The organism is Pseudomonas sp. HN8-3 (assembly GCF_020790195.1).
Classification (GTDB): domain Bacteria; phylum Pseudomonadota; class Gammaproteobacteria; order Pseudomonadales; family Pseudomonadaceae; genus Aquipseudomonas; species Aquipseudomonas synxantha_A.
In genome coordinates, this window is sequence record NZ_CP086206.1 from 3,070,011 (window position 1) to 3,088,101 (window position 18,091).

Annotated in this window: 20 protein-coding genes; 15 read left to right on the forward strand and 5 right to left on the reverse strand. The window is 60.4% G+C overall.

The genetic code is table 11. The features are described 5' to 3' along the window. The first annotated feature begins 52 nt into the window (after window positions 1–52). The 7 genes from LJX92_RS13450 (at window position 53) to LJX92_RS13480 (ending at window position 7,403) form a co-directional block, all read left to right on the forward strand. The gene (locus LJX92_RS13450; RefSeq protein ID WP_228308383.1) at window positions 53–1,117 is read left to right on the forward strand and encodes an NAD(P)H-dependent flavin oxidoreductase; all 1,065 of its coding nucleotides are present in this window, start codon (window positions 53–55) and stop codon (window positions 1,115–1,117) included. 113 nt (window positions 1,118–1,230) lie between these two features. Next, a complete protein-coding gene (gene modA, locus LJX92_RS13455) occupies window positions 1,231–1,980 on the forward strand; it encodes a molybdate ABC transporter substrate-binding protein (RefSeq protein ID WP_228308385.1) in 750 nt (249 codons plus the stop codon). Next, window positions 1,981–2,661 carry a molybdate ABC transporter permease subunit gene (gene modB, locus LJX92_RS13460; RefSeq protein ID WP_032875497.1) on the forward strand — a complete coding sequence of 227 codons (681 nt, stop codon included), beginning with the start codon at window positions 1,981–1,983 and terminating at the stop codon, window positions 2,659–2,661. A 5-nt stretch (window positions 2,662–2,666) separates the two neighbouring features. Then, a complete protein-coding gene (gene modC, locus LJX92_RS13465; protein WP_032875499.1) occupies window positions 2,667–3,746 on the forward strand; it encodes a molybdenum ABC transporter ATP-binding protein in 1,080 nt (359 codons plus the stop codon). A gap of 74 nt (window positions 3,747–3,820) precedes the next feature. Beyond that, window positions 3,821–4,870: a DNA topoisomerase IB gene (locus LJX92_RS13470; RefSeq protein WP_005788182.1), complete on the forward strand. Its 1,050-nt coding sequence runs from the start codon at window positions 3,821–3,823 to the stop codon at window positions 4,868–4,870. A 124-nt stretch (window positions 4,871–4,994) separates the two neighbouring features. Further along, window positions 4,995–6,629 carry an ABC-F family ATP-binding cassette domain-containing protein gene (locus LJX92_RS13475; protein WP_228308386.1) on the forward strand — a complete coding sequence of 545 codons (1,635 nt, stop codon included), beginning with the start codon at window positions 4,995–4,997 and terminating at the stop codon, window positions 6,627–6,629. 69 nt (window positions 6,630–6,698) lie between these two features. Then, entirely contained in the window at window positions 6,699–7,403 is a 705-nt protein-coding gene (locus tag LJX92_RS13480) for a YoaK family protein (RefSeq protein ID WP_032875504.1), read from the forward strand. A gap of 148 nt (window positions 7,404–7,551) precedes the next feature. On the opposite strand, the gene LJX92_RS13485 is transcribed toward LJX92_RS13480, so the two are convergent. The 4 genes from LJX92_RS13485 to LJX92_RS13500 all read right to left on the reverse strand — a co-directional run bounded on the left by LJX92_RS13485 (window position 7,552) and on the right by LJX92_RS13500 (window position 9,368). Beyond that, window positions 7,552–7,905 carry a hypothetical protein gene (locus LJX92_RS13485; protein WP_005788175.1) on the reverse strand — a complete coding sequence of 118 codons (354 nt, stop codon included), beginning with the start codon at window positions 7,903–7,905 and terminating at the stop codon, window positions 7,552–7,554. Window positions 7,906–8,077: 172 nt separating this feature from the next. Next, window positions 8,078–8,389, reverse strand: coding sequence for an AzlD domain-containing protein (locus tag LJX92_RS13490; protein ID WP_005788173.1), 312 nt, complete (start codon window positions 8,387–8,389; stop codon window positions 8,078–8,080). Next, window positions 8,386–9,081, reverse strand: coding sequence for an AzlC family ABC transporter permease (locus tag LJX92_RS13495; protein WP_005788171.1), 696 nt, complete (start codon window positions 9,079–9,081; stop codon window positions 8,386–8,388). The genes LJX92_RS13490 and LJX92_RS13495 overlap by 4 nt, the downstream gene beginning before the upstream one ends. A gap of 71 nt (window positions 9,082–9,152) precedes the next feature. Further along, window positions 9,153–9,368, reverse strand: a complete 216-nt coding sequence (locus LJX92_RS13500) for a hypothetical protein (protein WP_005788169.1) — start codon at window positions 9,366–9,368, stop codon at window positions 9,153–9,155. A 175-nt stretch (window positions 9,369–9,543) separates the two neighbouring features. On the opposite strand from LJX92_RS13500, the gene LJX92_RS13505 reads away from it, so the two are divergent. From LJX92_RS13505 to LJX92_RS13540, 8 genes are all read left to right on the forward strand, one after another. Beyond that, window positions 9,544–9,900 carry a metalloregulator ArsR/SmtB family transcription factor gene (locus LJX92_RS13505; RefSeq protein ID WP_078821421.1) on the forward strand — a complete coding sequence of 119 codons (357 nt, stop codon included), beginning with the start codon at window positions 9,544–9,546 and terminating at the stop codon, window positions 9,898–9,900. A 19-nt stretch (window positions 9,901–9,919) separates the two neighbouring features. Further along, a complete protein-coding gene (locus LJX92_RS13510) occupies window positions 9,920–11,203 on the forward strand; it encodes an arsenic transporter (RefSeq protein WP_103735133.1) in 1,284 nt (427 codons plus the stop codon). Between the two features lie 11 nt (window positions 11,204–11,214). Then, window positions 11,215–11,706: an arsenate reductase ArsC gene (locus LJX92_RS13515; protein WP_032875512.1), complete on the forward strand. Its 492-nt coding sequence runs from the start codon at window positions 11,215–11,217 to the stop codon at window positions 11,704–11,706. A 148-nt stretch (window positions 11,707–11,854) separates the two neighbouring features. Continuing rightward, window positions 11,855–12,466, forward strand: coding sequence for a LysE family transporter (locus LJX92_RS13520; protein WP_032875515.1), 612 nt, complete (start codon window positions 11,855–11,857; stop codon window positions 12,464–12,466). A 318-nt stretch (window positions 12,467–12,784) separates the two neighbouring features. Continuing rightward, a complete protein-coding gene (locus LJX92_RS13525; RefSeq protein ID WP_148854601.1) occupies window positions 12,785–13,078 on the forward strand; it encodes a hypothetical protein in 294 nt (97 codons plus the stop codon). Window positions 13,079–13,313: 235 nt separating this feature from the next. Beyond that, window positions 13,314–16,028 carry a magnesium-translocating P-type ATPase gene (mgtA, locus tag LJX92_RS13530; RefSeq protein WP_032875522.1) on the forward strand — a complete coding sequence of 905 codons (2,715 nt, stop codon included), beginning with the start codon at window positions 13,314–13,316 and terminating at the stop codon, window positions 16,026–16,028. Window positions 16,029–16,091: 63 nt separating this feature from the next. Continuing rightward, window positions 16,092–16,439: a DUF2493 domain-containing protein gene (locus LJX92_RS13535; RefSeq protein WP_005788155.1), complete on the forward strand. Its 348-nt coding sequence runs from the start codon at window positions 16,092–16,094 to the stop codon at window positions 16,437–16,439. 18 nt (window positions 16,440–16,457) lie between these two features. Next, window positions 16,458–17,279, forward strand: coding sequence for a hypothetical protein (locus LJX92_RS13540; RefSeq protein WP_228308387.1), 822 nt, complete (start codon window positions 16,458–16,460; stop codon window positions 17,277–17,279). Here LJX92_RS13540 and LJX92_RS13545 read toward each other — a convergent pair. Next, window positions 17,276–17,971 carry a tellurite resistance TerB family protein gene (locus LJX92_RS13545; RefSeq protein WP_228308388.1) on the reverse strand — a complete coding sequence of 232 codons (696 nt, stop codon included), beginning with the start codon at window positions 17,969–17,971 and terminating at the stop codon, window positions 17,276–17,278. The genes LJX92_RS13540 and LJX92_RS13545 overlap by 4 nt on opposite strands. Between the last annotated feature and the right edge of the window lie 120 nt (window positions 17,972–18,091).

The window sequence follows — 18,091 nt, forward strand, 5'->3', positions numbered from 1 at the left end:
AACGGCCCTGCTAAAACAGCGAAATGCCCTACTAACGCTGGAGACGCATCCCATGAGCACCTGGCCAGACACCCGTATTCTCGACCTGCTGGGCATCGACGTGCCGATCATCCAGGCGCCAATGGCCGGCGCGACGACCACCGCCATGGTCATCGCTGCCCAACGCGCGGGGGCGCTGGGTTCCATGCCTGCCGCAGCGCTGAGTATCGAGCAACTGCGTGAAGCGGTCACTGTCATCCGCCAGGCCAGTACACGGCCGTTGAATCTGAACTTCTTCTGCCATCAGCCGCCTGTGGCCGATGAAGAGCGTGACCGCCATTGGAAGGATGTGCTGCAACCCTACTATCACGAACTTGGTGCCGATTTTGATGCGCCCACCCCCGTGTCCAATCGCGCACCGTTCAACGACGCGGCGTGCCAGTTGGTGGAACAACTGCGCCCGGAAGTCGTGAGCTTTCATTTTGGTCTGCCGGAAAAGTCCTTGCTCGATCGGGTAAAAGCCACGGGCGCCAAAGTGCTGTCATCGGCCACCACCGTTGAGGAAGCAATCTGGCTGGAAAAACACGGCTGCGACGCAATTATTGCCATGGGCATTGAAGCCGGTGGGCACCGTGGCCTATTCCTCAGCGATGACCTGAACAGCCAGATCGGGTTGATGGCACTGGTGCCGCAAGTGGTCGACGCAGTCAGCGTGCCGGTGATTGCCGCAGGCGGCATCGGTGATGCGCGTGGCATCGTCGCGGCCCTTGCCCTGGGCGCCTCGGCAGTCCAGATCGGCACGGCGTACCTGTTCACGCCCGAAGCCAGCATCACCGCCTCGCACCACCACGCGCTGCGCCATGCCCAGGCCAGTGAGACGGCACTGACCAACCTCTTCACCGGCCGCCCGGCGCGGGGCATCGTCAACCGCGTGATGCGGGAGCTCGGCCCGATCAACCCGAGCGCCCCGGCATTCCCCAAAGCCGGAGGTGCGTTAATGCCGCTCAAGGCCAAGGATGAAGCAGGTTTCAGCAACCTGTGGGCGGGCCAGGCACTGGGGCTTGGCAAAGACCTGTCCACTTATGACCTGACGCTTCAATTGTCCGAGCAGGCGTTGACCGGACTCGCGCGCCACTGACATCAGCGGCAACTTTGCACTGTACCGGCAATGGCCAACCGCTATATATTCCCATACATAGCGGTAGAGCCTTCTACCTGAACGCCCCGTACAGCCCAAGGAGTCGCTTCACGATGAACCGTATCTCGCGCCTGGCCCCCCTGCTTGCCGTGTTCGTGCTAGGTTCGGCCCATGCCGATGAAGTGCAGGTGGCCGTGGCCGCCAACTTCACCGCGCCGATCCAGGCAATTGCCGTCGACTTCGAGAAAGACACCGGCCACACGCTCATCGCAGCCTACGGTGCTACCGGGCAGTTCTATACCCAGATCAAGAACGGCGCGCCGTTCGAGGTGTTCCTCAGCGCCGATGACACTACCCCGCAGAAGCTCGAAAGCGAAGGCCAGACGGTCAAGGGGTCGCGCTTCACCTACGCCGTCGGCACCCTTGCGCTGTGGTCGGCAACAGCAGGCTACGTGGACGCCAAAGGTGAAGTGCTCAAGCACAATCAATTCAAGCACCTGTCCATCGCCAACCCCAAAGCCGCGCCCTATGGCCTGGCCGCCACCCAGGTACTGGCCAAGCAAGGTTTGACCGCGCAGGTCAAGGACAAGCTCGTCGAAGGCCAGAACATCACCCAGGCCTATCAGTTCGTGTCCACCGGGAATGCCGAGCTGGGCTTTGTCGCCTTGTCGCAGATCTATAAAGACGGCAAAGTCACCAGCGGTTCGGCGTGGATTGTTCCGGCATCGATGCATGACCCGATCAAACAGGACGCCGTGATCCTCAACAAAGGCAAGGACAGCGCCGCTGCCAAGGCGCTGGTTGAGTACCTGAAAGGCCCGAAAGCCGCTGCCATCATCAAATCCTACGGCTACGAGCTGTAAATGCCCCTGTCGAGTGCTGACTTTTCCGCGATCTGGTTGACCATCAAACTGGCGTCACTGACTACTGTGATCCTGTTGATCATCGGCACTCCGATAGCCCTGTGGCTGTCGCGCACCACCTCATGGTGGCGCGGCCCCGTCGGTGCAGTAGTCGCATTACCGTTGGTGCTGCCGCCAACGGTCATCGGTTTCTACTTGCTGTTGAGCATGGGCCCCAACGGTTACTTCGGCCAGTTCACCCAATGGCTGGGCCTGGGCACGCTTACATTCAGTTTTGCCGGGCTGGTGATCGGCTCGGTGATCTATTCCATGCCGTTCGTGGTGCAGCCGTTGCAGAACGCCTTTTCCGCCATCGGCACACGCCCATTGGAAGTAGCCGCGACCTTGCGCGCCAATCCGTGGGACACGTTTTTCACAGTGATCCTGCCCCTGGCACGCCCGGGTTTTATCACCGCGTCGATCCTCGGCTTTGCCCATACCGTCGGCGAGTTCGGCGTGGTGTTGATGATCGGCGGCAATATCCCGGACAAGACCCGAGTAGTCTCGGTGCAAATATACGACCACGTCGAAGCCATGGAATATGCCCAGGCCCATTGGTTGGCCGGCGTCATGGTGGTGTTCGCGTTCCTCGTATTGCTGGCGTTGTACTCCAGCCGCAAAACCAGGATGGGCTGGAGCTGATCGTGATGATTGATATACGTCTGAACTTGAAATATTCCGCCTTTGCGCTGGACGTGGACCTGCAATTGCCTGGGCGCGGGGTGACCGCGTTATATGGGCAGTCCGGCTCCGGCAAGACCACCTGCCTGCGTTGTATCGCCGGCTTGGAGCGCGCCGAGGAGGGTTTTGTACAGATCAATGATGAGGTCTGGCAAGACAGCCGCAACGGGCTGTTCGTACCACCGCATAAACGCGCCTTGGGGTATGTATTCCAAGAGGCAAGCCTGTTTGCTCACCTGTCGGTGCGGGCCAATCTGGAGTTCGGCCTCAAGCGCATCCCGCGCGCGCAACGGCGTGTGGATATGGCCCAGGCCACCGAGCTGCTGGGCATCGGTCACCTGCTTGAGCGTCACCCACAACACCTGTCCGGGGGCGAGCGTCAGCGCATCGGTATCGCCAGGGCCTTGCTCACCAGCCCCAGGCTGTTACTGATGGATGAACCGCTGGCCGCCTTGGACAGCAAACGCAAAAACGAGATCCTGCCGTACCTGGAGCGCCTGCACGACGAGCTGGATATCCCGGTGCTCTACGTCAGCCATGCCCAGGATGAAGTCGCGCGCCTGGCCGACCATATCGTCCTGCTCAGCGACGGCAAGGCCCTGGCCAGCGGCCCCATCGGCGAAACCCTGGCGCGTCTCGATTTGCCCCTGGCCCTGGGCGACGATGCCGGCGTGGTGATCGCCGGCAGCGTCATTGCCTACGACGCGCACTATCAGTTGCTCACCCTGCAACTGCCTGACTGCCGATTGCAGATTCGCGTGGCCCATGCGCCGGTGGCGGTGGGTAAACCGTTGCGGGTCAAGATCCAGGCACGGGATGTGAGCCTCAACCTGCAAGCGGACGAACACAGCAGCATCCTCAATCGTTTGCCCGTGACGGTCATCCAGGACATGGGGGCGGATAACAGCGCCCATGTTCTGGTACGCCTGGATGCCGGCGGCACACCATTGCTGGCACGTATCACGCGTTTCTCCCGCGACCAGCTGCAACTGCATCCGGGCCAGGTGCTGTGGGCGCAAATCAAGGCGGTGGCGGTGCTGGCTTAAGCAATTGGCACGACCGCAAAACGCTGCGGTCAATCAGACATACCGGCCTGATTTGTTGCCAAGGAACCCGCACCATGCCCGACTCTTCGTTGCCCGCCGACCTGCCCCGTGACCTGCATTATGTGGATGACACCCAGCCTGGAATCCGCCGTAAAAAGCTGCGGGGCAAGTTTCAATACCTGGACGCAAAAGGCCAGCGCATTACCGATGCTGATGAAATAAAACGTCTGAACGCACTGGCGGTACCGCCCGCCTACACCGATGTGTGGATCTGCGCAGACCCGCGCGGCCATCTGCAAGCCACCGGCCGCGACGCCCGTGGCCGCAAGCAATACCGTTACCACCCACGCTGGCGCGAAGTGCGTGACAGCGACAAGTATTCGCGGTTGCAGGCATTCGGCAGCGCCTTGCCAAAATTGCGCAAACAGCTGGAAGCCCAAATCGCCGAGCCCGGCTTTACCCGCGAAAAGGTGCTGGCCACGGTGGTGACGTTGCTGGACGCCACGCTGATCCGCGTCGGCAATACCCAATACGCCCGCGAGAATAAATCCTACGGCCTGACCACCCTGCGCAATCGCCATGTGGACATCAAGGGCAGCGAAATCCAGTTTCAGTTTCGCGGCAAAAGCGGTGTCGAGCACCAAGTGAGCGTCAAGGACCGACGCCTGGCCCGCGTGGTCAAGCGCTGCATGGAATTGCCCGGGCAGAACCTGTTCCAGTATCTGGACGAAGACGGTGAACGCCACACCGTCAGTTCCCATGACGTCAACGCTTACCTGCACGAACTCACCGGCGAAGACTTCACCGCCAAGGACTACCGCACCTGGGCGGGCACGGCGATGGCATTGGCGGTGTTGCGCGAGTTGGCGTGGCAGCCGGAGTCAGACGCCAAGCGGCACGTGGTAGGAATGGTCAAGGACGTGGCCAGGCAGTTGGGCAACACGCCCGCCGTGTGCCGCAAGTGCTACATCCACCCCGCGGTGCTTGAGCATTTCAGCCTCGGCGAACTGTCGAAACTGCCCAAGCCACGAGTGCGCAAGGGTCTGAAAGCCGAGGAAGTCGCCCTGGCGATGTTCCTGGAGAAGCTGGCCGAAGACTTGCCGCACAAAGCCAAGGTGGGTTAGCCTTTGCGCCCCTTCTGATTTACGGGACGAGCGCCGACGTGAACAACTAAGCCTTCCAGAATGTATCCGCAACGAGCCGCCTGGCGCGCTTGTTGGCCTGTTCGACATTTTTTTGGAGGTGCTGATGACTGACGTCAACCGGCTGCCCGTTCTTGTTTCCCTGCAACATGTGTCTTTCCAGTTCGCCAATGGCGAAACCTTGCTGGAGGACGTGAACCTGTCCATTGATCGCACCCACACCGGCATCGTCGGGCGCAATGGCCGTGGTAAAAGTATCCTGGCGAAGTTGATGGCCGGCATCCTGCAACCGTCTTCAGGCACATTGAAAAGACCACTCAGCCTGATCTATGTGCCCCAGGCGTTGACGATTCAAGCGGGAGAAACTGTCGCCCATATCACCGGCACCGCCCCTGCCCTGGCCGCCCTGGAGCGTATGGCACGCGGCGACGGCCGCCAGGGCGATCTGGAACTGATCGATGATCGCTGGGACCTCGCAGAGCGCCTACGCCTGGCATTGGATGCCGCAGGCTTGCCAACACTTGCCGCCGACACTCAATCCGACCGACTCAGCGGCGGCCAACTGGCCAGGGTCGCGCTGATCGGAGCGCTGTTGGCGGCGCCGCAGTTGTTGATTCTGGACGAACCCAGCAACCACCTCGACAGCGCCGGGCGCGAGTGGCTGTTGCGCGAACTGGCTGATTGGCGCGGCGGCCTGGTGGTGGTCAGCCATGACCGCCAATTACTCGACACCATGGCGCGCATCATCGAATTATCGCCCCTTGGCGTTCAGGTGTATGGCGGCAACTACGCTGCCTATCGACAGCAACGCGATACCCAACAGCACGCCGCTATCGCCGCATGGGAACATGCGCGCCAGGAACGTAGCCGTGAGCGTCGGCGCTTGCAAAAAGACCATGACAGCCTCCAGCGCCATGCTGCGCGCTCACGCAAGCAGGCCGAGACCGCCAACGTCGACCGTTTTACCAAGGCCCGCTGGAAAAGCGCTGCCAAGGAAGTCGTCAGCACGGTGCGCAGTGCCCACCACGATCACAAACACCAACTCGACGCCCAGGTGCGCCAAGCCTACGCGCGCGTAGTGGATGAGACGCCGACCCTGCTCGCCTTGCCAGGCTCGGCAGTACCCAACGGCCGGCAGGTCCTGACTCTGGAACGTGCGCAATTGCCCTGGCTCGACCCCAAGGCGTCGGGCACCTACCTGACGATCAGCCTGTCGGGGGCCGCACGCGTTGCCGTACGCGGGCCGAACGGTTGCGGTAAATCCACCCTGCTCAAATTACTTGCAGGCCAGTGGCAGGCGATCAGTGGCGGGTGCACAGTGGCGGTGCCCAGCGCTTATATCGATCAGCAGCTGGCGTTGCTGGATGACCGGTGCAGCATTGTCGAGCAGCTCAACCTGCTCGACACGCCGTTGGCCGAAGCCGAACTGCGCACGCGCCTGGCGCTGCTGCAGCTGGATGCTTCGCGGGTCACGCGGCCGACCGGGCAACTCAGCGGTGGCGAGCGCTTGAAAGCCGCCATGGCCGTTGCCTTGTGGCGTGATACACCAGCGCAATTGTTGCTCCTGGATGAACCCACCAACCACTTGGACCTGGAGTCGGTGCTTGCCTTTGAGCAGGCCTTGAAGGGATTTACCGGCGCGATGCTGGCCGTGTCACACGACCCTGCATTCTTGCAGGCGATCGAGCCGACTCATCATCTGACCTGGCACCCCACAGGCTGGCAACTGGAACGTGCCTGAAGTCATTGCGCATACACGCAAAGCGTCCTACGGTAGTGGCCGAATAATCTCATCGTGGAACCCAGCCCCATGCTGCCTTCGTCCCGCAAGCCTTACACCAATGCCACGCTCGCCCATCGCCAGCGCTGGCGTGGCCGCGTGGGCTTGATGCTGGTGGCCTGCCTGTCGGTGCTGGCGGGCATGACCGATGCCATTGGCTTTATGGCCAGCGGCGATTTCGTCTCGTTCATGAGCGGCAACACCACGCGCCTGGCGGTGGCCATCAGCGCGGGTGACCTGGGGCTCACCGGGCGTCTGGTGTTGCTGGTTGCCACCTTTGTGGTCGGTAATGCCTTGGGTGTGGTGGTCAGCCGTTTCAGCAAGCGCCACGCACTGCCGTTGTTGCTGTGCATCGGCGCCTTGCTCTGCGGCGCGGCGCTGTTGCCGGCGACCGACACCTTGCCCGCGTTGCTCGCGGCAATTATTGCCATGGGCATGCTCAACGCGGCGGTCGAAGAAGTGAACGGATTACCCGTGGGGCTCACTTACGTCACCGGGGCGCTCTCACGCTTTGGTCGCGGGCTGGGGCGCTGGGTAATGGGCGAGCGTCGCAATGGTTGGCGCGTGCAATTGATTCCGTGGGCCGGAATGTTTGTCGGTGCCGTGATCGGCGCACTGCTGGAGCAGCAAATGGGACTGCGCGCACTGTGGGTCAGTGGTGCATTGGCGGGGTTATTGGGGCTGGTGACATTGATGATTCCGCGGCGCTGGCACTTGGGTTTTATGCCGCGTTGAGGCTGAACAAAGAGGTGCTCGCTCGACGTTTAAGCCTCGACATCCGTGTACCGGTAAAGAGCCATCACGTCGAGCGAGCGATTGAATCATAAGGCAATGCCCGGCGGCTGTCCCGCCAGGCGTTTCGGAATCGGGTTAAGGCAAGGTATTACAGACAAGTGGCAAGCGCTGCCAGGCGACGTTTGGCTGGCATGTTGTCCTCCACGGCATAGTATTTGACGGTAGAACCCGCCCCTGTGCTTTGTATGTCAACAAAGTAGTCGCCGGCCGTGGTGTAGACGGTGTAGCCACCTGCCTCGGTGGGCTCTTTGAAACCGCCGGCATCAACGCCGAACACGCGCTCATCCTGCCAGCCGAACTGAATGCACTGGGCGACCACCAGGGTGGCCTTGTCCGATGCCAGGGTTTTATAGGGGCTGCCTGCACGCGCCTCTTTCATCTTCGAGCCCGCGCAACCGGCCAGTGCGGCCAGTACCAATGCGCCGATTACCATCTTGAACATGCCTGTGCTTCCTTGGAAAAACCGTGACTCTACCACTGTGCCGCGGCCAACTGACGCGCCCATGAACTTTGTTTCACTGTGACGGGCCAACCCGCCGTCTATAGTGGCCAAGCTCATTTTTTGGAAGTCTCCCTTCTGCCCGCCCTCCCGCGGGCTTTTTTTTGCCCTGGCGTCAGAACCACCAGCGAAACAGATAGAACAGCGCCATGCTCAACAGCACAGTGATCAGCACACTGCGCGTCCAGAACATCAAGGCCACGGCGCAGATACCTGCGAGCAAGTAAGGGTTGCTCGGGCTCAAGTTGAGCCGATGATCTGCCAGGAAAATAATCGGCCCGCAGATCGCCGTAAGCATCCCCGGCACGGCAAAACCCAGGAACTCACGGGCGCCACGATTAAGCCTCACCGGCAAACGTGGCTCAATAAACAGGTAGCGGTTGAAAAACACCACAAGGCCCATGGCCACAATCATCAGGTAAATCATCGCTGCCCAACTCCCAATCGCTTGCAGGCAAAACCTGCGCTCATCCCCAGTACACCCGAGACCACCACCGCCGACTCCCAGTGCAAATAACTCAACCACACCGAACACAGCAGCGAGACCGCGACACACACCACGGTCGGCACATCGCGCACCACCGGAGTGATCAGGGCGATAAAGGTTGCGGCAATGGAAAACTCCAGCCCCAGCTGATCAAGGCCCGGAATGCTTTTGCCCAACACAATGCCGGCCAGGGTGAACAGGTTCCAGATGATGTAAAACGTCAGGCCGACGCCCAATGCGTACCAACGATTGAAGGTCTGGCGGTCATAGTGGTTGACCAGGGCAAAGAATTCATCGGTCAGCAGGAAACCCAGGCTCATGCGCCACCGGACATTGAGCGACGACAGCGTGGGACGCATGTGCATGCCATAGAGCAGATGCTGGGAGGTCAGTAACAAAGTGGTGAGTACGATGGATATCAGGCTGGCACCGCTCTTGACCATGCCGATGGCCACCAACTGCGCCGCACCGGCAAACACGATGGCAGACAAGCCTTGGGCTTGCAGCGGGGTAAATTGCGCATCGATGGCCATGGAGCCGGCGAGCAACCCCCACGGGGCGCAGGCAAGAGACAAGGGAATAACGGCGATGGCGCCGCGAGTGAAGGCGTAATGAGGTAATGCAGTGGGCATGGAAACGGCTCATCGACGGACAGTCGACAAGCATGCCAGTGCAATCAGGGGCTTGTCTTGAACGATCTTGCTCAGGCGAGCCTCACCGAAACCTGCTCCACCGAATCCCGCGCTTCACGCAGTTCGTACGCGTCCTGGTTCAGCCGGTGGATGGTGTTGAGCAGGCGCTGGCGCAGCACTTCGTCACCGAGTTTTTCCACGGCGCGCATCAGGTCGAACGCCGCGGTTTCGTTATTTTCCGCGACGGAATCCAGGGTCTTGCGCAGGTTGCGAGTGGCACGGGTCACGCGGGTTCTTCCTTCATCAGCAATGAGCAGGCACTGTAGGACCTTTGTGTTTCATTTTAATTTCAAACAGTTGTGGCTGTTTCACGGGCATTTGATCCACATCAACTGAAACAGGATTTGACCGAAACATATGGAAATACGTATATTCGAATAACCATATATGGATACCCTGATCATGTCGGATCTCCTCTCTCCTCCCACCCTGTTCAAGTGCCTGGCTGATGCCACCCGCGCTCGGATGACCCTATTGATCCTGCGCGAAGGCGAACTTTGCGTATGCGAACTGATCCATGCCTTGGACGATAGCCAGCCGAAGATCTCCCGTCATCTGGCGCAACTGCGCAGTTGCGGGCTGCTGCTGGACCGCCGTCAAGGGCAATGGATCTACTACCGCATCAACCCGGCACTGCCCGCCTGGGTCACACAGGTGTTGGACACCACCCTGCAAGCCAACCAGCCATGGTTGCAGAACGACGCGCTGCGTCTGGATGCAATGGGCGACAGACCACAACGGGCCAGCACCTGCTGCTGAGCCATCGGAGCGTTTATTCATGCTTGTCGCAATTGCGATTTTCCTCGTCACCATCGTACTGGTCATCTGGCAGCCCAAGGGCCTTGGCGTGGGCTGGAGTGCCAGCCTGGGCGCGATCCTGGCCCTGGGTTGCGGGGTGATCAGCCTGGCGGACATCCCGGTGGTGTGGCACATCATCTGGAATGCCACCGGTACCTTCGTCGCACTGATCATCATCAGCCTGTTGCTGGACGAAGCCGGCTTCTTTGCCTGGACAGCCCTACATGTGGCGCGTTGGGGGCGTGGCCGCGGACGGCGGTTGTTTGCCTATATGGTGCTGCTGGGTGCGCTGGTGTCGGCGCTGTTTGCCAATGACGGTGCGGCGTTGATTCTCACGCCCATCGTGATGTCGATGCTGCTGGCCCTGCGTTTTTCACCGGCAGCGACCCTGGCATTCGTCATGGGCGCGGGGTTTATCGCCGATACGGCGAGCCTGCCATTGGTGGTATCGAACCTGGTAAACATCGTCTCGGCTGATTATTTCAAGATCGGCTTCAACGAATATGCCGCCGTGATGGTGCCGGTGAACCTGGTCAGCGTGGCCGCGACCCTGGCAGTGCTGCTGTGGTTTTTCCGCCGGGACATTCCCCAGACCTACGACCCGGCCGACCTGGAAGACCCCGCCAGTGCCATCCACGACCCCGCGACGTTCCGCGCCGGTTGGTGGGTACTGGGTATTCTGCTCATCGGCTGTTTCGCCCTGGAACCTCTGGGCATTCCCATCAGTGCGATTTCCGCCGTCTGCGCCGTACTGCTGCTGGTGATTGCCGCCAAGGGCCACAAGATTTCCACACGTAAAGTCCTCAAGGAAGCGCCCTGGCAGATCGTGATCTTTTCCCTGGGCATGTACCTGGTGGTGTATGGGCTGCGTAACGCCGGCCTGACCGACTACCTGGCCACCTGGCTCGACACTTTCGCCACCTATGGTGTGTGGGGCGCGGCTATGGGCACCGGGGTGCTGACGGCGCTGCTCTCATCGGCGATGAATAACCTGCCGACGGTGCTGATCGGCGCACTCTCCATCGAGTCCAGCCATGCTGTGGGCGTGGTCAAGGACGCAATGATCTACGCCAATGTGATCGGCAGCGACCTGGGCCCGAAAATCACCCCCATAGGCAGTTTGGCCACCTTGCTGTGGCTGCATATCCTGGCACGCAAAGGCATCACTATCACTTGGGGTTACTACTTCAAGGTCGGAATCGTGCTGACTTTGCCGGTGCTGTTGATCACCCTCGCTGCCCTCGCCTTGCGCCTGAGCGTTTAAAGGAGCCTGCAATGAAAGTGCTTTTCATGTGTACCGCTAACAGTTGTCGCAGTATTTTGTCCGAAGCCATGTTCAATCATATGGCGCCTGAGGGCTTCGAAGCGATCAGCTCCGGCAGTTTCCCCAAGGGCCAGGTTTTGCCCCGCAGCCTGAGCACGCTGCAGGCAGCCGGCATCAGCACCGAAGGTTTGTACAGCAAGGGCAATGACGCCTTTGAAGGCAGCCCGCCGGATGTGGTCATCACGGTGTGCGACAACGCGGCCGGGGAAGCTTGCCCTGTGTATTTCGGTGCGGCGGTGAAGGCGCATTGGGGGTTGCAGGACCCTTCCCACGTGCAGGGTGATGAAGCCCAGGTAGACGCTGCATTCAAGGCCACCCTCGACATTATTGCCGCTCGCTGCGAGGCGTTTTTTGCGCTGCCATTTGCCAGCCTCGGCGCGGATGAATTGAAGGTTGAACTTGAGCGTATAGCCTCAATGTGGGAGGGGGCTTGCTCCCGATAGCGGAGGGTCAGCTACAGATGAGCTGACTGACACACTGCTATCGGGGGCAAGCCCCCTCCCACATTTGGATCGTGGACCATTAAAATCTGCATGGTTTCTTAACCCTGCGCTGACGTATGCTTTCGCACTTTCCTGAAAGGACACGGGCATGCTGTCGATCTTTGTCTATGCGCTGGTATTCGGTTTTGTGTTTTGCCTGTCTCCTGGCGCGGTGCTGGCAGAGACCCTGCGTCGCGGCTTGCTGCATGGTTTCACACCGGCCCTGATGGTGCAGTTTGGTTCCCTCGTAGGCGATGCAGTCTGGGCAGTGATCGGCCTCACCGGTATCGCACTGCTGATTCAGCATGATGCGGTGCGAGTGCCACTGACGATCTTCTGCGCGCTGTACCTGGCCTGGCTGGGCATCCGCAGCCTGATTGATGCGTGGCAGTTACCCGCAACCGACAACGTCCCTGCCAGCTCAGGCAAAAATGCGTTGGCCGTAGGCGCGGCGATCTCCCTGGCCAACCCAAAGAATATTGTCTACTGGGGCGCCCTGGGCAGCGCCCTGTCGGGCATCGTCGGCGCAACCCCCAGCCAGGGGCAGACCCTGACGTTTTTTGCCGGATTCATGCTGGCGTCGGTGCTCTCGTGTTTTCTCACCGCCGCGTTGGTGAATCTGCTGCGCAAGAACGCATCACCGACCTGGCAACGCGTGAGTTATGCGGCGTGCGGTTTAGTATTGATCTATCTGGCGATACTCGCCGCGCAAGGTATATAAAGTTATCTGGCCAGTAACTTGAACATGCCTCTTGTCTGAACAAACTCTGAACGCGGACTAATTTAGTTAATCATGCGTTGACATTCTGTAACGCTCTGAGTAGATTGCCCGTGCCCGCAACTGGGGCCTTTTTTAAACCTCACAAAAGAAGCCAATGGACACAGTATCTAGTCGCTGTCCGAGCACCGCCTCTGCGGGCATCGGGCGCCAAACCCAGAATATGACAGGACTCGCCTTCCAGGTCCGGTAAGCTGCGCTAGAGCTCGATGCTCCACCGTAACTGCCTCACCGGTCGCGTGTCCGGTCCCGAGGTGTGTTATGACCTTCCAACTCATTGCTTTACCCGATGTACCTACACTGGCCGCAGCCTTGCGCGCCAAGCTGTGCCGCGAGCCCGTGGGCTTCAGGCCAACCCGCCCGGCCTTTGCTGCACCCTCCTCCCAAGTACGCCCGGTACCGCCGCTGGCGCACTGGCGTATCTGCCCTGACAGCGGCCAACTGGTGCAGCACTGGGATCACGCCGACCCTCAAGACCCACAGAGACCCAAGGTTTCCCGCCTGGCGCAAGCCAGCTTGATGCTCGGTCTTTACGTGAGCGCTCGCGCCGCCTGACCTGGCTGGAAACAACAACTTTCTTATTGACGCCCTGGAGTTCTTTATGAACAAGTCCAGTAGGAGCCCGCTGCGCGCAAGTTAATTAATGCGCTGTTAGCGGGCATTGTAGAAGTTACCTGAACACTTTATTTAAACCGATCGCGAAGTCCGCGGCTCGGCATGCTTTCGCTCGCCTATATGCAGGTAAGTACTGGGTATGTTTTGTCGAGAATTGGCGACAGGAGTACAGACAATGAGCGCCGTAAAAAACACGCCTCTGCACAAGAAAAATGGCACCGCTGCCGACACCAAGCTGTCGATGCGCGCCGCCCGTGAAGCCCAGAATGGCCTGGCGGCCACCCTCGCCAATGTACGAGCCACCCAGGACGGCCTGACCGAACTGGACGCCTCGGCGCGTCTGCAACGGGAAGGCTATAACGAAGTCGCCCATGACAAGCCGCCACACGCCATCGTCCAGTTCCTGCAGGCACTGAACAACCCGTTCATCTACGTGCTGTTGACCCTGGGCGGTATCAGCTTTGTCACCGACTATTGGTTGCCACTGCAGGCGGGTGAAGAAGTCGATCTGACCAAAGTCATCATCATCATGACCATGGTGTTGCTCAGCAGCCTGCTGCGCTTCTGGCAGGAACACCGCTCGGCCAAATCCGCCGAGGCCCTGAAGGCGATGGTACGCACCACCGCCACCGTGCTACGTCGCGAACAGGTCGGCGCCCAGCCCACTTTGCGCGAAGTGCCGATGCGCGATCTGGTGGCCGGCGATATCGTGCAGTTGTCGGCCGGCGACATGATCCCCGCCGACATCCGCCTGATCGAGTCACGCGACCTGTTTATCAGCCAGGCCGTGCTGACCGGTGAAGCCTTGCCGGTGGAGAAGTACGACACCCTGGGCGATGTCACGCAAAAATCCGCCTCCAACCTCGCCGCCGACCAAGGTAATCTGCTGGACCTGCCGAACATCTGCTTTATGGGCACTAACGTGGTGAGCGGCCGCGCCAAGGCGGTGGTGGTGGCTACCGGACCGCGCACTTACTTCGGCTCCCTGGCCAAGGCGATTGTCGGCTCGCGGGTGCAAACCGCCTTCGACCGTGGCGTGAACAGTGTCAGTTGGCTGCTGATCCGCTTCATGTTGGTGATGGTGCCGATCGTGTTCTTCCTCAATGGCTTCTCCAAGGGGGACTGGGGCGATGCCTTCCTGTTTGCCCTGGCGGTGGCCGTCGGCCTGACCCCGGAAATGCTGCCGATGATCGTCAGTGCCAACCTGGCCAAAGGCGCTACAGCCATGGCCAAGCGCAAAGTGGTGGTCAAGCGCCTCAACGCGATCCAGAACTTCGGTTCAATGGATGTGCTGTGCACCGACAAGACCGGCACCCTGACCCAGGACAAGATCATCCTTGAGCATCACGTCAACGCCTTCGGCCAGCGCGACGACGCGGTGCTGTCCCTGGCCTGGCTCAACAGCTTTCACCAGAGCGGCATGAAGAACCTGATGGACCAGGCCGTGGTGCAGTTCTCGGCGCAAAACCCCAAGTTCCAGGTGCCATTTGCCTACAGCAAGGTCGATGAATTGCCCTTCGACTTTGTACGCCGTCGCCTGTCGATCGTGGTCAAGGATGCCGCCGGTGACCAGTTGCTGGTGTGCAAAGGGGCCGTGGAAGAGATGCTGAGCATTTCAACCCACACCCTGGAAGACGGCGCCGCCGTACCCCTGGACGATCGCCGTCGCGAGGCACTGCTGGCGATTGCCAACGACTACAACGAAGACGGTTTCCGGGTACTGGTGGTCGCAACCCGCCATATCCCCAAGGCATTGGCGCGTCAGCAATACACCACTGCCGATGAACGCAACCTGGTGATCCAGGGCTTCCTGACCTTCCTCGACCCGCCGAAGGAAACCGCGGGCCCGGCAATTGCCGCGCTGCAACAGATTGGCGTGGCGGTCAAAGTGTTGACCGGCGACAACGCGGTGGTCACCAGCAAGATCTGCCGCCAGGTTGGCCTCGAACCCGGCCAGCCGCTGCTGGGCGTGGAAATCGAAGCCATGGACGACGCCACCCTGCTGCGCCGCGTGGAAGAACGCACGGTGTTCGCCAAGCTGACACCGCTGCAAAAATCCCGTGTGCTCAAGGCACTGCAAGCCAACGGCCATACGGTGGGCTTTCTCGGCGACGGCATCAACGATGCACCGGCGCTACGGGATGCCGACGTGGGTATTTCGGTGGACAGCGGCACGGATATCGCCAAGGAGTCGGCCGACATCATCCTGCTGGAAAAGAGCCTGATGGTGCTGGAAGAAGGCGTGCTCAAGGGCCGCGAAACCTTCGGCAATATCATGAAGTACCTGAACATGACCGCCAGCTCCAACTTCGGCAACGTGTTCTCGGTGCTGGTAGCCAGTGCGTTCATTCCGTTCATGCCGATGCTGGCGATCCACCTGCTGCTGCAGAACCTGATGTACGACATCTCCCAATTGGCTCTGCCGTGGGACAAGATGGACAAGGAGTACCTGGCCAAACCGCGCAAGTGGGATGCAAAAAATATCGGCCGCTTCATGATCTGGATCGGGCCGACCTCATCAATCTTCGACATCACCACCTTTGCCCTGATGTGGTACGTGTTCTCGGCCAACAGTGTGGAAATGCAGACGCTGTTCCAGTCCGGTTGGTTTATCGAAGGGCTGCTTTCGCAAACCCTGGTGGTGCATATGCTGCGCACCCGCAAGATTCCGTTCTTCCAGAGCACGGCCGCATGGCCGGTGTTGATGATGACCTGCATTGTGATCGCCTTGGGCATCTACGTGCCGTTCTCGCCGCTAGGCACCCTGGTGGGTCTGCAACCGCTGCCGATGGCGTACTTCCCATGGCTGGTAGGCACCCTGCTGGCTTACTGCTGCGTCGCTCAACTGATGAAAACGATCTACATCCGCCGCTTCAAGCAGTGGTACTGATCCCCCGCCATTCAAACGGTGGTGGTCGCCCGGCCGCCACCGTGCAATACAAGGATGCTCCCTATGCGCGTCTTGATCTGTGCAGGTCGTCATTACGCCGACACCAAAAAGTCCCGCCACGTGCTGGACGCTTACCACCGCCTGCACCCAGTGCAGGTGTTGATCCACGGCGGCAACCAGTTCCTCGGCAGCGAGATCGAGGAATGGGCGCGGGAAATCGGTATCGACGTGGTGCGCTACCCACCCAATTGGCAGCGCCACGGCAAACAGGCGGAACGCCAACGCAACCACTTCATGCTGGCCGACAGCCGCCCCGACCTGATCATCGCCCTGCCCGGCGGTGACGATACCTCGGAGCTGGTCTGCCAGGCCAAAGCCAGCGGCATTTCGGTGCTGACCGTAGAAAGCTGAATTCAAGCGAGGTGCACCATGCACACCCCACACAACCCGAAGCACCCGGACGGGTTTGCCAAATATCGCGCGCGCCATTTGCGCAGGGCGCGTCCCACCCTGCTGCTCTTGCCACCGGCCAAGCGCCGCGCCTTGCAGCGCAACCTGATCTTTATCGGCGTGACGCTGGGCACGCTGTTAATCCTCGCTCTGGTTTCCAAGGCGAATGCTGCCGGCGGCGCCTACGTGGTGGATGATGGCGCGATCAATGCGCCTGGCGAATGCAACATCGATGCCTGGCACACCGCCAATCGGCACGCAGGCAGTATGCACAACGAAACCTTGTCCCCGGCCTGCACGTTCAGTGGTATGCCATGGGTGCAGTGGGGCGCGGCGTTATCGCGGGCCACTGACGCGGGAAAGGGCGAAACGCAAGTCAGCCCACAGGTGAAGGCGCAGCTGTTGTCACGAGAAGACCTGGGGCTGGAGTTGGCAGTCTCCGTCGGGGCGCACATTGCCCTCGATCGTCAGCACGCATTCGACGGCGCTGACTTCAACGTGCCGTTAACGTGGCAGGCCATGGATGCATTGCGCCTGAACCTGAATGCCGGCTGGAACCATGCCTATAACGACGGCGCGCAACAGCACCGCCTGACCTGGGGCATGGGTTTCGAATACCAGCTTGCGCAGGTGTTGACGTTGATTGGCGAACGCTATGGCCAGGAAGGCGGTGAACAAGCATGGCAGGCGGGGCCGAGATTCCACGTCGGCAAGTTTGTCGACGTGGACCTGGTGGTCGGGCGCAGTTTGACTGGGGACCGTGCCCAGTGGCTGACCACTGGGGCTACTTTCAGGTTCTAGGCCTTGGCCTGTTGCTCCAGGTGTACCTGCAACTGGGGGTCGATTTGCAGCTGCCCGGCCAGATCGTCCAGGTAGTTTCGCTCGGCGTCCTGCTGATCATTAACCAGCAGGACGCTGGCCAGGTAAATCTCCGAAGCGATTGCTGGGTCCTTGGCATATTCAGCGAAATCTGCGGCATCCAGTGGCTTGGCGACTTCGGCGTCGAGCCACTGCTGCAGTTGTGGATCGTCGGTATGACGGCCGATCTCGGTAGAGATCATCTTTTTCTCTTGCTCATCGATCCTGCCGTCCGCCTTGGCTGCTGCGATCATTGCACGCAGTACGCCGTGGCTATGGGCTTCGGCTTCAGGCCCTTCAAGCTGGTCAACGGTCTGGATGGCTTGCTGCGGTGCATTCGCCTGCTGACGTTGCCACGCTTGATACGCCTGGAAGGCGGCCATGCCGAGAGATGCCAGCGCCGCGTAATTCATTCCGCCGCTGCTACGCGTCTGGGTCGTGCCGCCTGCCGGAGCGCCGCCCAACAAGCCACCCAGGCCACCCAGTAAACCACCCAAGCCGCCACCGGCTGATGCATTGCCGGTACCGGCGTTTTTCAACAAACCTCCAAGCAATCCGCCCAGGCCGCCGCCCGAAGCGCCGCCGCCTTGCTGCCCTGCTCGCCACAGTTGTTCCAGTAGATCGCTGGTATTCATGGTGTCGCCCTCCCGGGGCGCAATAATGGCGTTTATCAAACATAGTTCGCCTGCGATGGAACACCATGACCGCCGGGCGGGCAAGCTTTATGATGTCGCCACCATGCCGTCAAGGGAGAA

Coding starts and splice junctions, on each gene's coding strand:
- LJX92_RS13450 (WP_228308383.1), top strand. CDS start 53: ATGAGCACCTGGCCAGACACCCGTATTCTCGACCTGCTGGGCATCGAC.
- modA (WP_228308385.1), top strand. CDS start 1,231: ATGAACCGTATCTCGCGCCTGGCCCCCCTGCTTGCCGTGTTCGTGCTA.
- modB (WP_032875497.1), top strand. CDS start 1,981: ATGCCCCTGTCGAGTGCTGACTTTTCCGCGATCTGGTTGACCATCAAA.
- modC (WP_032875499.1), top strand. CDS start 2,667: ATGATTGATATACGTCTGAACTTGAAATATTCCGCCTTTGCGCTGGAC.
- LJX92_RS13470 (WP_005788182.1), top strand. CDS start 3,821: ATGCCCGACTCTTCGTTGCCCGCCGACCTGCCCCGTGACCTGCATTAT.
- LJX92_RS13475 (WP_228308386.1), top strand. CDS start 4,995: ATGACTGACGTCAACCGGCTGCCCGTTCTTGTTTCCCTGCAACATGTG.
- LJX92_RS13480 (WP_032875504.1), top strand. CDS start 6,699: ATGCTGCCTTCGTCCCGCAAGCCTTACACCAATGCCACGCTCGCCCAT.
- LJX92_RS13485 (WP_005788175.1), bottom strand. CDS start 7,905: ATGTTCAAGATGGTAATCGGCGCATTGGTACTGGCCGCACTGGCCGGT.
- LJX92_RS13490 (WP_005788173.1), bottom strand. CDS start 8,389: ATGATTTACCTGATGATTGTGGCCATGGGCCTTGTGGTGTTTTTCAAC.
- LJX92_RS13495 (WP_005788171.1), bottom strand. CDS start 9,081: ATGCCCACTGCATTACCTCATTACGCCTTCACTCGCGGCGCCATCGCC.
- LJX92_RS13505 (WP_078821421.1), top strand. CDS start 9,544: ATGTCGGATCTCCTCTCTCCTCCCACCCTGTTCAAGTGCCTGGCTGAT.
- LJX92_RS13510 (WP_103735133.1), top strand. CDS start 9,920: ATGCTTGTCGCAATTGCGATTTTCCTCGTCACCATCGTACTGGTCATC.
- LJX92_RS13515 (WP_032875512.1), top strand. CDS start 11,215: ATGAAAGTGCTTTTCATGTGTACCGCTAACAGTTGTCGCAGTATTTTG.
- LJX92_RS13520 (WP_032875515.1), top strand. CDS start 11,855: ATGCTGTCGATCTTTGTCTATGCGCTGGTATTCGGTTTTGTGTTTTGC.
- LJX92_RS13525 (WP_148854601.1), top strand. CDS start 12,785: ATGACCTTCCAACTCATTGCTTTACCCGATGTACCTACACTGGCCGCA.
- mgtA (WP_032875522.1), top strand. CDS start 13,314: ATGAGCGCCGTAAAAAACACGCCTCTGCACAAGAAAAATGGCACCGCT.
- LJX92_RS13535 (WP_005788155.1), top strand. CDS start 16,092: ATGCGCGTCTTGATCTGTGCAGGTCGTCATTACGCCGACACCAAAAAG.
- LJX92_RS13540 (WP_228308387.1), top strand. CDS start 16,458: ATGCACACCCCACACAACCCGAAGCACCCGGACGGGTTTGCCAAATAT.
- LJX92_RS13545 (WP_228308388.1), bottom strand. CDS start 17,971: ATGAATACCAGCGATCTACTGGAACAACTGTGGCGAGCAGGGCAGCAA.